Source organism: Clostridium mucosae, assembly GCF_024622765.1.
Lineage (GTDB): Bacteria > Bacillota > Clostridia > Clostridiales > Clostridiaceae > Clostridium.
Genome location: NZ_JANKAF010000003.1, coordinates 97,194 through 110,728, shown reverse-complemented (window position 1 = coordinate 110,728; position 13,535 = coordinate 97,194). Strand labels below are relative to the sequence as shown.

Here is a 13,535-nt window from a genome sequence, read left to right as displayed (position 1 = left end):
CCCAAATTTTAATGTTTTTAAGTTTTCAGTAAATTTATTTTCTATTTTGCCTTCTTCTTTAAGCTTCCTTTTCTTCTATAGAAGTCAACAACTATAGCCACTATGATTATTGCTCCAGTAACAGCTTGTTGTATAAATGAGTTTACACCTAAAATTGATAATCCATTTTGGAATACTTGAATAGTAAATATCCCTACTATTGCACCACCTATGCTACCAATACCGCCGCCAAATGCAACTCCACCCATTATAGAACCAGCCATCGCATATAATTCAGGTCCATTTATTTCACTTGGTGCACCTACATTGATATTTGACATTAATAATATCCCTGCTACTGCTGCTAAAAGTCCTTCAACTACATAAACTTTAATTATGTGCTTATTAACATTTATTCCTGATAATCTACTTGCTTCTCTATTGGAACCAATTGAGTAACAATATCTTCCATATCTTGTATTTTTCATAATGAACATAATTACTAAGAATATTAAGAAGAATATAACTGTGTTAGCATGAATTAATGGAGTTCCTATTTTTGTATTTGATATTTTATAAAACCATTCAGGTAACCCTTTGATGTAAATACCATTTGTTAAAAATAGTATTATTCCACGTATTAAATAGCTTGTACCCAAAGTAAGTATAAATGAATCTAATTTAAAACTAGTTATTAAAACACCATTAAGGCATCCCCATAATGCACCTACAATTAAAGCTGCTAATATTGAAATTATTGGATTAAATCCATTTACTGCTAGATATACTGCTACACATCCTGAGAAAGCAGCATTTGCTCCCATAGACAAATCAACATTTCCTGTTATTAAAATCATTGCATATGCTACTGTTAATATACCTACTGTTGGTATTTGTCTAAAGAAGTTTGAAATATTAGCCACACCTAAAAAGTCTGAACTAATTATTGAAAATGATATAATAAGAACTACTAATACTAAATATATTGAATATTTTACTGCCAAGCCTTTTAAATCTAGCTTGTTCTTTTTAGCTGTTAATTTATTTTCCATAACCTTTTCACTCATATTAATTAATACCTCCAAGTGTAGCTAATTTCATAATTTCCTCTTGAGTAGCTTCTTCCCTAGTAAGCTCACCAGTTACTTTTCCTTCACACATAACATATATTCTGTCTGACATTCCTAGTAATTCTGGTAATTCAGAAGATATTATGATTACTATTTTTCCATTTCTCACTAAATCATTCATTATTTCATATATTTCAGCCTTTGTACCTACATCTATCCCCTTAGTTGGTTCATCAAATATAAATACTTGTGAATCAGAATTTAACCATTTAGCTAAAACTACCTTTTGTTGATTCCCTCCTGAAAGAGTTCCTGCTGTAACATCGATATTAGCTAATTTTATTTGTATTGCATTTCGGAATCTTTCTCCAATTTGTTTTAATTCTTTATGATTTAATAAAAATGACTTTAAATTAGTTATTGTTATATTATCAACAACACTCATTTGTAATGATAAACCTTGGCTTTTTCTATCTTCAGTTAATAAGCATATTCCATTTTTAATTGCATCTATTGGAGCATTTATCTTTATATCCTTACCATTCATTTTTATTTTTCCATTCATAATTGGATCTGCACCAAAAACTAATCTCATTAATTCAGTTCTACCAGCTCCAACTAGCCCAGCAATACCTAAAATTTCTCCTTTTCTAGCTTTAAAGCTTACATTCTTTACTTTTCCATTAAAATCACATAAATCTTCCGCTTCTAAAACATATTCTTTGGCTTCGAAAATTTCTTTAGGAAATAATTCTGTTATATTTCTTCCAACCATCATATTTATAAGCTGACTTTCTTCTATTCCCTGCATTTCACACTCGTTTATGTAAGCCCCATCTCTTAAGACTGTAGCTCTATCACATATTTCAAATACTTCCTTTAATCTGTGTGATATATAAATAATTGCAACTCCCTCACTTTTTAAAGCTTTTATTACTTTAAATAAGTTTTCAACGTCCTTTTCTGATAAAGATGTTGATGGTTCATCAAATATTATTAATCTTGCATCCAAACTTATTGCCTTTGCAATTTCTATCATTTGCTTTTTTGCAGTAGGTAATTTTTCTACTAAATCAGTAGATTTAATGTCAACCTCTAATCTTTTAAGAATTTTTTCTGTATCTGAGTGTAATTTATCAAAATCTATTATTTTCAATAATTTATTTTTATAAGGCAATCTTCCCATATAAATATTTTCAGCAACTGTTAGAGTTTCTGATAAATTTAATTCTTGATGAACAAAGCCTATCCCTATTTCTTTAGCCTTTTCTGGAGTTATTACTCCATAGCTAACTCCATCAACAAGAATTTCCCCTTCATCTTGCTCATGAACTCCACCAAGTATCTTCATTAATGTTGATTTACCTGCACCATTTTCTCCTAATAATGCATGTACTTCACCTTTTCTTATTTTTAATTGTGCTCCTTTAAGTGCATACACTCCTGGAAAACTTTTATGGATATTTTTCATTTCTAAAAGCACATTACTCAAGTTGTAATCCCCCCTCTTTCATTAATCGTTTTCAATACTTATATTACAATATTGTAAACATTTATAATATGAAATATCTTTACTTAATTCTTTGATATTTTTACCTTTTAAAACATCTTGTGTAAAATAAAATAAGGTGGATTCTAACTGAATCCACCTTGTTAATTGATTAATATAATCATTAATTATTTAAATGTATTTCTTTTTCTAGTGGCTCTACGCCTACCAGCTCAATACTTCTTGTATCTGGTTGAGATATGCCAACGAATAATTTAAATCTTTTGCTATCTAGAATTCTATTACCTTCATCATTTACAACTTCGAATTCTTTTCTTCTTAATTCAAAGTTTACAGTTTTACTTTCACCTTTTCTTAAATTTACACGCTTAAATCCAATTAGGCTATGATTTAATACTGCATATTTAGATTCTAAATCCTTTAAATAGCATTGAACTACTTCATCAGTATCATATTCGCCTATATTTTTGATATCTATACTTACTTTCACATTATCAAAATCATTATTAATTTCTTCTATATTTAAATTGCTTAGTTCTACCTTTGAATAAGTTAAGCCATATCCAAATGGATATAAAACTTCTGATTCAACATATCTGTATGTTCTTCCCTTCATTGAGTAGTCAGTGAAATCTGGAAGATCATCTGTGTTTTTATAGAATGTTAATGGTAATTTCCCACTTGGTGAATATTCTCCAAATAATAAATCTGCTACTGCAGTTCCTCCATGACTTCCTGGATACCATGCTTGTAATATTGCAGCACATTTTTCTTCTAATCCATTAAGTGTAAGAGCACTTCCTGAACCTAAAACTACTATAACAGGCTTATTAGTACTTAAAACACTCTTAAGTAAAATTTGTTGGCTTTTTGGTAAATCAAGGCTTTCCTTATCTCCTGCTGCTTCACTATTTCCAGTATCACCTTGTTCCCCTTCAATTGTAGAGTCTAATCCTAAACACAATACTACTACATCTGATCTTTCTGTTACTGAAACTACTTCGTCTATTCTATCATTAGACTGAGCTAAATTTTCTACTCTATCTTTATATAAATGACTTCCTTCTGAATAGTACACTCTTGTACCCTTATTTACAGCTTCTTGTATTCCTTCAAGTATAGTTGTGTACTTAGATGCTGTTCCTGAATAATTTCCCTTAAGCATTATTTGACTATCAGCATTTGGTCCTATTACTGCAATAGATTTTAGTTTTGACTTATCTATTGGTAAGAGTCCATTATTTTTAAGTAATACCATTGATTTTCTTGATACTTCTAGTGAAAGATCATTATGCTCTTCACAATCATTTACTTCATATGGTATATCATTAAATTCACAGTTTTCATCAAACATTCCAAGTCTTATTCTTGTTGCCATTAATCTTTCTGCCGCTGTTGTTATATCTTCTTCTGTCACCAATCCTTCTTTATATGCTAGTAACATTTGAAGATATATATTTCCACAGTTTAAATCACATCCATTTTTTATAGCCAATGCTGCTGATTGTGTAGCAGTACTTGTTACTTGATGGTGTAAATGGAAATCTGCTAGTGCCCAACAATCAGAAACTACATGTCCTTTAAAATTCCATTTTCCTCTTAATATATCCTTTAATAAAGTTTTACTTCCACAGCAAGGTTCTCCATTAGTACGATTATAAGCTCCCATTACAGATTCAACATCAGCTTCTTTTACTGCTTCTTCAAATGCTGGTAAATAAGTTTCATATAAATCCTTTTCATTTACTACTGCATCAAATTCATGTCTTAAACCTTCTGGACCACTATGAACAGCAAAGTGTTTTGCACATGCTGCTGTCTTTAAATATTTTCCATCTCCTTGAAGTCCATTTATAAATGCTACTCCAAGCTTAGATGTTAAATATGGATCTTCTCCATAAGTTTCGTGACCACGTCCCCATCTTGGATCTCTAAATATATTTATATTAGGTGACCATAATGTTATTCCCTTATAAATATCTCTATCATCTTTTTTAGTATTTTCATTATATTTTGCACGTGCTTCTGTAGATATTACATTTGCAACCTTTTGTAGTAACTCATCATCAAACATAGCAGCTAGTCCAATAGCTTGTGGAAATACAGTAGCTGTACCAGCCCTTGCAACTCCATGTAACCCCTCATTCCACCAATTATATCTTGGAATATTTAGATGTTCTATTGGTGCTGCATTATATGTTAATTGTGATGCCTTTTCTTGTAATGTCATTTTTGATACTAATTCTTTTGCTTTAGCCAAGGCTTCTTCATGTGTCATTCTATTTTCTATACTCATTACAACCCATCCTTTTGAAATAAATTTTCTATTAAATTACCTATATCTATATGATAGCGACTACAATAAGAAGCTAACAAGAAATTAATTATCTATTTATAGACAATTTTTATCCTTTTGATAATTTTTATTTATACACACTTCAAATTCATAATTTAATATATTTTTTTATATGAATTTATTTTATTTACTATGGCATATCTTAAATTTTACTAATTACCATCGATATATATCTTGTAGATATAGTCATTTCATCTAAATAAGTGTAAAATAAATTATTATAGACAAAATTTATTATTAGGAGGATTATTATGTTAACTTATGAATCTCATCACTTTGGTGAAAATAATACATTATCTCACTATTATAATTATAATTTTAATTTTCCTAAGCATTTACATAGAAGCTTTGAGCTTATTTATGTAAAAAGTGGATGTCTTCAAGTTAGCGTTAATAATAGAACATTTGAAATAAAAGAAGACGAATGTATTCTACTACTTCCATACGAAATACATTCTTTTGTTACTAAGAATAGCTCTGAATCATATATTTGTGTTTTTTCACCTGAATACATAAAAACTTTTCATAATATGGTTCATGAAAAGTTCTTAAATAATCCTATCTTTACTTTACCTAATGATTTTAAAACTTTAATTATAGATAAAATTTTTAAAGGTAATACAAATTTATTAGAAATGAAGGGACTTCTATACCTTATTTGCTCCGAAGTATTAAACCATACTGATATAATAGAAAACAATAAAAATGACTATGAATTACTACATAAAACTTTAAATTATATTCAAGAAAACTTCACAAAAGATATTTCTCTTCAAAGTATTGCTAAAAAATTTGGATATAGCTACACCTATTTATCTAAATACCTTAATAACACACTTGGAATATCATTTGTAGATTTTATTAATGAAAATAGAATAAATTATTCAATGTATTTATTAAAAAATACTGAATATACAATAACAGATATTGCTTTTGCATGTGGATACTCAAGCATTCGCTCATTTAACAGAAACTTTGTTAAAATAACTAATTCGACACCTAAGATGTATAGGAAAAACATTCAGCCAAATAAATAACTGCGAAGTGAAATAAAAAAAATAAAAAAATAAAAGAATTTATGAAAAGTCCATAAAGAATTTTGAACAAAAGTACTTCGTACAATTTAAATTCAGTATTGCAAAGCAAAACAACCTTAACTTTTACTTTTAAATTTTAACTTCAAACAACTCTCTTGAGTTGTAACCACAATTCTTAATTGTCCATTTTCAATTTTATCTTATCTACGGACCATTGTCATCTACTAAGGGGTCTCTTTGTTCTGTGGCTCTGTAAAGATATTATTAGGATCTATATTATCAAGTTCTACTTTTATCTTATCCTTATATTCTTTGTTAGTAACCACATAAATATTTTCCTTCTTAATTAAAGGAGTAACTCTATCTACAGTGTTTTGGAGAAAACTTTTGTTATTTATTACTTTTAAAAATTGTTTAGGCTTACTTGATCTCGATAAAGGATAAAGTCTTGTTCCTTTTCCTCCTGCTAATATTAGCCCGTATATCAATAACTTTCAACTCCATGTAAATACTATGATATATCTTATGCTATTACCTTTTATTTTGTGAAATTTTTAAAATTGACAATTTTTTTATATTTATAATCTCCTATTTAGACAAATTTTATGTATTGACATTTTTTTTAAATAGATTTACAATTAATTTATAATATAATATTTCCATTAAGAGGGAGTAGTAGAAAATATAACATCAACATTCGCGGCCTATTGGTCTGGTGTTATATACCATATTGGTTACGAGACTTTTAATACAGTTTTTCACAAAGTGAAGATTGTATTAAGAGTCTCTTTTTGTTTGTAGGCTCATATATTTCTAGGCTAAATTTTTTATTACAACACAAAATATTATTATTAAATAAGTTTGGAGGAGTTATTATGGAGAAGTTTTTTTCAAAACCCCATGAGGAAGTATTAAAGAATTTTAATGTATCTAAAAGTGGTTTAACTGAACATCAAGTAAAAGAAAACTTAGACAAGTTTGGATATAACCAATTAACTGAAAAGAAAAAACAAACTGTAATGCAGGTTTTCTTAAGTCAATTTAAAGATTTGCTTGTAATAATATTAATTATTGCTGCAATTATATCTGCAGCTACAGGTAATCTAGAAAGTACCTTAGTTATATTTGCTGTTATTATTCTTAATGCAATATTAGGTACAGTTCAACACTTTAAGGCAGAAGCATCTTTAGATAGTTTAAAAGCACTGTCTTCACCATCTGCAAAAGTTTATAGAAATGGTAAGAAAGTTGAAGTTCAATCTAAAGAAATTGTTCCTGGAGATATATTGATATTAGAAGCTGGAGATATGGTTGCAGCTGATGGTAGAATAATAGAAAACTTTTCTCTTCAAGTTAATGAAAGTTCATTAACAGGAGAATCTGAAAGTGTAAATAAATTTATTGATGTAATAGAAAAAGAAGAAATAGCCTTAGGAGATCAAAAGAATATGGTTTTCTCTGGATCATTAGTTACATACGGTAGAGCTTTAATTATAGTTACTGCTACAGGTATGGATACTGAAATAGGAAAAATAGCTCACTTAATGGAAGAAACTCAAGAAAAACAAACTCCATTACAAGCTAGTTTAGATGATTTTAGTAAAAAATTAGCTATAGGAATTTTAGTAATTTGCGTTTTAGTTTTTGGCCTTAGTCTTTATAGAGGAACACCAATGCTCGACTCTCTTATGTTTGCTGTTGCTTTAGCTGTTGCTGCTATACCAGAAGCTTTAAGTTCAATCGTTACAATTGTACTAGCACTCGGAACTCAAAAAATGGCAAAAGAAAATGCTATTATTAAAAAACTTAGAGCTGTTGAAGGGTTAGGTTCAGTATCTGTTATTTGCTCTGATAAAACTGGAACATTAACTCAAAATAAAATGACTGTAAAAAAGGTTTATCTTGATAATAAATTAATTGATGGAGAAGATTTAGATTTAAATGATGAGCTTACAAACTACTTAGTAAATAGTTCAATTTTATGTAATGACTCTACATCAAAAGATGGAGTTGAAATTGGCGACCCTACCGAAGTTGCTCTTGTAAATTTAGGACATAAGTTATCTTTAGATGAAGTAGAAGTAAGAAAATCTCATGGAAGACTAGCAGAAATACCTTTTGACTCTGATAGAAAACTTATGAGTACTCTTCATAGATTTGATAATAAAAACTTAATGTTTACTAAAGGTGCTTTTGATGTATTATTAGATAGAATAGTAAAAATTAAAACACCTACAGGTGTAAGAGATATAACATATGAAGATAAACAAAATATAATAAATGCAAATAAACAATTATCACAAAATGGATTAAGAGTTTTAGCTTTTGCTTATAAGGAATTTGCAAATCCTGAATATTTATCTTTAGAAGACGAAAACAACTATACATTTATTGGTCTTATATCAATGATAGATCCACCAAGAGAAGAATCTGCAGAAGCAGTTAAAGATTGTATTACAGCAGGAATAAAACCAGTTATGATTACTGGTGACCACAAAATAACAGCATCTGCAATTGCAAAACAAATAGGTATTCTTAGAGATGGTGATAGAGCTATCGAAGGCTTAGAACTTGATAAAATGTCAGATGAAGAACTAGAAAACAATATAGAACATATTTCAGTTTATGCTAGAGTTTCTCCTGAGCATAAGATAAGAATAGTTAAGGCATGGCAAGAAAAAAATCAAATTGTTGCTATGACTGGAGACGGAGTTAATGATGCTCCTGCACTTAAACAAGCAGATATCGGAATAGCAATGGGTATAACAGGAACAGAAGTATCTAAAGATGCTGCTTCTGTAATCTTAACAGACGATAACTTTGCAACTATAGTTAAATCTGTAGCTAATGGAAGAAACATATATAAGAATATAAAGAATTCTATTAAATTCTTATTATCAGGTAATACTTCTGGTATATTATCAGTATTATATACTTCATTACTTGCTTTACCAATGCCATTCCATGCAGTACATTTACTATTTATAAATCTATTAACAGATAGTTTACCTGCTATTGCAATAGGTATGGAAAAATCTAAAAAAGATTTATTAAAAGATAAACCTAGAGCTAGAAACTCATCTATATTATCAAAAGACTTTGTATATGAAGTTGCAGCTGAAGGTTTAGTTATAGCAGTATTTACATTAATAGCTTTCTATATAGGATTAAAAACTGATAATAATGTTGCTTCTACTATGGCTTTTGCAACACTTTGCTTAGCAAGATTATTCCACGGCTTTAACTGTAGAGGCGATAGATCAATATTCTCAATTGGTTTATTCTCAAATAAATATAGCTGGGCAGCATTTGGTGTAGGTTTATTATTCTTAAATGCAGTATTATTTGTACCAGTTTTACAAAACTTATTTGAAGTATCTGTTTTAACAGGAGCACAAGTTGGTTATATTTATTTACTAGCATTTATACCAACTTTAATTATTCAAGTTGTTAAAGTTATAAGAGATGCTATTAAAGATAGAAAGCATACTAATACATCTTCTTCTGAAGAAAATGAGGAAGTTGGAAAAGTAGCATAATAACAATTGATAATTGATAATGGACAATTGTTAATTAAGATGGAAATTTATCGGAGATGAATTTCCACCTTTTTTTATATAAGATAATTTTAAATAAAAAACATAATTATATACGTTCTTCATTATATTAAAACGTTAAAAATATAATTAAAATATACTTTTTCTCCAATTCATAAGTTAATATATTCCAATTTTGCTCAACTTAAAAGTAAAGTTATAAAATAAATAATCTTAAATATACTTTTTTATAATTTTACTTTTTATTTAATAATATCAAATTTATATTTTTTCTAAATTTAATTTTGTATTTATTTCAAATTCAGGCATTCCAAATGCATATGGTGCTATTTCATAATAAGGAAAATGTATTATTAGCTTACCATCTTTTATATAGAAACTTTGATCATCCTTAATTCCTTGAAATCCTTCTTTACCTGTAAAATAATAATCTGGATTCTTATTTATTTCTTTTTGTATTTCTTCATTTATAAATTTTTTATAATCATATCCATTATCAAATAAATCTTTTAATTGTAATTTCTCTCCTTTCTCAATACTTACATTATAAGTTTTCCTAGTCGTGATTCCATGTGCTCCACCACTAAACTGATAATAATCTATATAGAAACTTAAAACTTTATTATTATTAGTTAAAGTATAATTCGCTTTCAATTCATATGGAACTGTTGGTTTAAAGTCTTCACTTACATCTTTTGTATCTTTTATCCACATAGTGGTCCAATCTAATATTTCCTTGTTGATAACTTTTTCGCCATTTTTATTGATTAAACCTACTATTTGAGGTATTTCGACATTTATATTTATAAACTCAGTATTTTCCTTAATAGTTTTATCCACAAGCATTGTATTTTCGACAGCATTACCATTTAATTTTATCAACATCCCTTGTGGATAAATGTGGACAAGATTTATTAAAACTATGATTCCAATCAATGCTCTTATAGCTTTCTTCATATACTATTTCTCCTATATCTATAAATTGTAGTAATTTTCAGTATTTTTTATAATTATCTATATATTTTATTATTTACAGTTGTGTGGATAATTATTAACACTACTTTCAACACAGTGTGCACAACTTATCCACATGGACATGTGGATTATGTGTGTAACATACAGATTTTTACTGAAACTTACTATAATTTTCTGCTAGTCAAAGTTGACAAGCCCTTTAATAAAGCCACTTTACAGCTTGTGGATAACTTTTCTATTTTTTTAAGCAAATCTTTAAATTACTAACAAAAAAGTCACAGATCACTAATAATATTAGAATCTATGACTTCCTATTAATCAAATTCCTTTGTCTTCCCAGAATTACTTATTAAACTATTTATTCCTTTAAGCTCTTTCGAAGTTAAATCTCTCCACTCTCCTATTTTTAAGTTTCCTAGATTTATATTCATTATTCTTATTCTATTTAACTTAACTACATTATATCCTAAAGCTTCGCACATTCTTCTTATTTGTCTATTCATACCCTGTGTCAAAATTATTCTAAAAGTATTCTTATTTTCTTTTGTAACAATGCATTTTTTAGTTATTGTTCCTAAAATCTTTACCCCATTAGACATAGATTTTATAAATTTTTCATCAATAGGCTTATCAACAGTAACTATATACTCTTTCTCATGATTATTCCCTGCCCTTAATATCTTGTTTACTACGTCTCCATCATTTGTTAGTAGTATTAAACCTTGAGAATCTTTATCTAATCTTCCTATTGGAAATATTCTTTTCTTATGATTTACGAAATCTACTATATTTCCTTTAACCTTTTTCTCTGTAGTACATGTAATTCCTACTGGCTTATTTAAAGCTATATAAACTAATTCATCTACCTTCTTTATAGGCTTTCCATCTACTTTTACATCTGCTGATTCATTAACCTTAGTTCCCATAACCGCCTTTATTCCATCTACAGTTACTCTACCATTTTCAATTAATTTATCAGCCTCTCTTCTTGAACAAAATCCAGTTTCACTTATAAATTTATTAAGTCTTATTTCAGGACCTCTATCATTATGTATTATTACAAATTTATCATCATTATTCTTTTGCTTCATCTTCTATCACCTTTATTAAATTTTAAGGACTTACTTTATGCTCATCTCCAGAGTTATTCAATCTAACTTGAATTTCTTGCTCTTTAATAAATTCTTCAGTTTTATTTAATGCATTATATCTCAATGGCTCTCCAGTAACAGTTATAAGAACACCATTTTCAGGAATCATACCATTATTAAATGCATAATCCAAGATATTCTTTATAGAATTATCAATATCATCGTTATCTACCTTTAATTCCTTTAACATACTAGCACCTTTTTCTGTTTTGCTATAAGAATCTATTATTCTATTAAATTTATTTACCTCTAGTGTTATTGATGACGTAGTTTCTATTACTATCGTTTTATCAATTGCTTTATATTTAAATACTCCTATAGTAATAATAACTATAAGTAAGCTCAGTAATATTGATATTTGAAGTTTATATTTCCTTAAAGTTATTCCTTCGGTGCTAATAATATCTTCACCTATTTTATTATCTTTTCCAGATTTAACTTTTATAAACTCACCTTTTGAAGTTAATATAATTGCGCTTCTAAGCCCTTTGTTAAGTATTAGTCCTCTATGTTCAGATATTTGCATTACTTGCGAGACTTCATCTACCCCTAAAATATTTATTGATTCTACAACCTGTATATATTCTTGCAAATACTTATAATTAGGATTCGAAAATATAACTACATATGCTATAATATACTCTTTCCAAGTTTGGAAGAATTCTTTTTCAACTGGTGTTCTGTTAAGAAGTCTATTTATAGGAAACTTCTTTGTTGAACTTAAATAATCAAATAATTCTACATCTTCAATTATAAAATACGCTATGTTTAAAATTTTATTTCTTATAGAATATGATGGATCTTCATGAGCTAAATCTTTTATAAGTATTTTATAAGTTAATAGTTCTTCTTTTAAATTTTCTATTTCCTCTGCCCTTTTTTCAATTACATCATCCATCGCCACACTTACTGGAGATTTAATTGAGAATTTATATTTGTCATTTTGATAACCACTCATTCTTCTCCTCCAATTAGTAAATCTTTAGTTTCTACAAGTTTTCCTTTTACTATAACTCTTTCTTTTGCCCCTACTGTACAAGTTATTAATGTTATAGTAGCCTCATCAGTATTATCAAGTACATCTACTCTACTTGGATCAACTATAAAATTCTCAGTTACTTCATATATATATTCCTTCTTATTTGCTTTAACTACTACCTTATCCCCAGCTTCAATCTTATATAAATTGACAAATGCCTCTGAATAATCTGATACTCTATGTCCTGCAACTGCAAAATTTCCTTTTTCTCCTGGTTTTGCTGAAGTCTCAAAATGCCCTAAATAATACTGAAGAATATCATCTGTTATTCCTTCAACCAATCCTTGGGATAAATTTATACTTGGAATTTCAACTAATGCAATAGGCTTATATCCATTAATTGACTTCTCTTCTTTACCTTCACTCCCATCTTCAGTATCTTCAGTTATAACCTGTTCTAAAATATTTTGAAGTTCTTTTTGTTTCTTTGATGTCTCTATCTTTTTGTAGACAATTGATACAATTAAAGCTAGTCCAATTACTATTAAAATAATACCTATCCCTCTTCTAATCTTTTCTTTCAAATCCCTCATCCCCTAATAAACATTTATACTAATTTATCATATATTATATCATAAACACTTAGAGACTTTTACCATAATATATATTTTTTCATAGTCTATTAATATTTTAGGAGTAACTTATGAATAGAAAAGTAATTTATGTAGATTTTGTATTTAAACGCAGAAAACTTTCCTCACGAACTATACATTTTATTTATAAGATTAAAACTAAATTTAGACTCCTTTATAATAAAATATTTAAAAATAAAAGAATAAAAAATAGTTCTAAAATATATCCCTTTAAAAAAGTATTATAGTAATCATAAATAAACATTTAATATAAAACCTATATTTATGG

General features: G+C 28.0%; 10 protein-coding genes. 2 read left to right on the top strand and 8 right to left on the bottom strand.

Translation table 11 applies throughout. From position 1 onward, the window contains the following. Window positions 1-41: 41 nt before the first annotated feature. The 3 genes from NSA50_RS05455 to NSA50_RS05445 all read right to left on the bottom strand — a co-directional run bounded on the left by NSA50_RS05455 (window position 42) and on the right by NSA50_RS05445 (window position 4,855). Window positions 42-1,046, bottom strand: a complete 1,005-nt coding sequence (locus tag NSA50_RS05455) for an ABC transporter permease (protein ID WP_257443562.1) — start codon at window positions 1,044-1,046, stop codon at window positions 42-44. A 1-nt stretch (window position 1,047) separates the two neighbouring features. Next, window positions 1,048-2,541 (bottom strand): sugar ABC transporter ATP-binding protein, encoded by a 1,494-nt coding sequence (locus NSA50_RS05450; RefSeq protein ID WP_195266494.1) that lies wholly within the window; start codon window positions 2,539-2,541, stop codon window positions 1,048-1,050. A gap of 181 nt (window positions 2,542-2,722) precedes the next feature. Further along, the gene (locus NSA50_RS05445; protein WP_257443559.1) at window positions 2,723-4,855 is read right to left on the bottom strand and encodes a glycoside hydrolase family 3 C-terminal domain-containing protein; all 2,133 of its coding nucleotides are present in this window, start codon (window positions 4,853-4,855) and stop codon (window positions 2,723-2,725) included. Window positions 4,856-5,166: 311 nt separating this feature from the next. On the opposite strand from NSA50_RS05445, the gene NSA50_RS05440 reads away from it, so the two are divergent. Continuing rightward, window positions 5,167-5,952 carry an AraC family transcriptional regulator gene (locus tag NSA50_RS05440; protein WP_257443557.1) on the top strand — a complete coding sequence of 262 codons (786 nt, stop codon included), beginning with the start codon at window positions 5,167-5,169 and terminating at the stop codon, window positions 5,950-5,952. A 224-nt stretch (window positions 5,953-6,176) separates the two neighbouring features. Here NSA50_RS05440 and NSA50_RS05435 read toward each other — a convergent pair whose 3' ends face one another. Beyond that, window positions 6,177-6,440: a sugar phosphate nucleotidyltransferase gene (locus tag NSA50_RS05435; protein WP_195266771.1), complete on the bottom strand. Its 264-nt coding sequence runs from the start codon at window positions 6,438-6,440 to the stop codon at window positions 6,177-6,179. A 387-nt stretch (window positions 6,441-6,827) separates the two neighbouring features. On the opposite strand from NSA50_RS05435, the gene NSA50_RS05430 reads away from it, so the two are divergent. Next, the gene (locus NSA50_RS05430; protein WP_257443556.1) at window positions 6,828-9,491 is read left to right on the top strand and encodes a cation-translocating P-type ATPase; all 2,664 of its coding nucleotides are present in this window, start codon (window positions 6,828-6,830) and stop codon (window positions 9,489-9,491) included. 279 nt (window positions 9,492-9,770) lie between these two features. Here the strand turns inward: NSA50_RS05430 and NSA50_RS05425 are convergent, their stop codons facing one another. The 4 genes from NSA50_RS05425 to NSA50_RS05410 all read right to left on the bottom strand — a co-directional run bounded on the left by NSA50_RS05425 (window position 9,771) and on the right by NSA50_RS05410 (window position 13,198). Further along, window positions 9,771-10,466, bottom strand: coding sequence for a DUF3298 and DUF4163 domain-containing protein (locus NSA50_RS05425; protein WP_257443555.1), 696 nt, complete (start codon window positions 10,464-10,466; stop codon window positions 9,771-9,773). Between the two features lie 332 nt (window positions 10,467-10,798). Then, a complete protein-coding gene (gene rluF, locus NSA50_RS05420) occupies window positions 10,799-11,575 on the bottom strand; it encodes a 23S rRNA pseudouridine(2604) synthase RluF (protein ID WP_195266774.1) in 777 nt (258 codons plus the stop codon). Window positions 11,576-11,597: 22 nt separating this feature from the next. After that, on the bottom strand, window positions 11,598-12,593 hold the full coding sequence (locus tag NSA50_RS05415) for an anti-sigma factor domain-containing protein (protein WP_257443551.1): 996 nt from the start codon (window positions 12,591-12,593) through the stop codon (window positions 11,598-11,600). Further along, window positions 12,590-13,198: a class D sortase gene (locus NSA50_RS05410; RefSeq protein WP_257443548.1), complete on the bottom strand. Its 609-nt coding sequence runs from the start codon at window positions 13,196-13,198 to the stop codon at window positions 12,590-12,592. The genes NSA50_RS05415 and NSA50_RS05410 overlap by 4 nt, the downstream gene beginning before the upstream one ends. Window positions 13,199-13,535 lie beyond the last annotated feature (337 nt).

Bases quoted from the DNA above. Each gene is read 5' to 3' on its own strand.
- NSA50_RS05440 (WP_257443557.1), top strand. From the start codon at position 5,167: ATGTTAACTTATGAATCTCATCACTTTGGTGAAAATAATACATTATCT.
- rluF (WP_195266774.1), bottom strand. From the start codon at position 11,575: ATGAAGCAAAAGAATAATGATGATAAATTTGTAATAATACATAATGAT.
- NSA50_RS05430 (WP_257443556.1), top strand. From the start codon at position 6,828: ATGGAGAAGTTTTTTTCAAAACCCCATGAGGAAGTATTAAAGAATTTT.
- NSA50_RS05445 (WP_257443559.1), bottom strand. From the start codon at position 4,855: ATGAGTATAGAAAATAGAATGACACATGAAGAAGCCTTGGCTAAAGCA.
- NSA50_RS05455 (WP_257443562.1), bottom strand. From the start codon at position 1,046: ATGAGTGAAAAGGTTATGGAAAATAAATTAACAGCTAAAAAGAACAAG.
- NSA50_RS05425 (WP_257443555.1), bottom strand. From the start codon at position 10,466: ATGAAGAAAGCTATAAGAGCATTGATTGGAATCATAGTTTTAATAAAT.
- NSA50_RS05415 (WP_257443551.1), bottom strand. From the start codon at position 12,593: ATGAGTGGTTATCAAAATGACAAATATAAATTCTCAATTAAATCTCCA.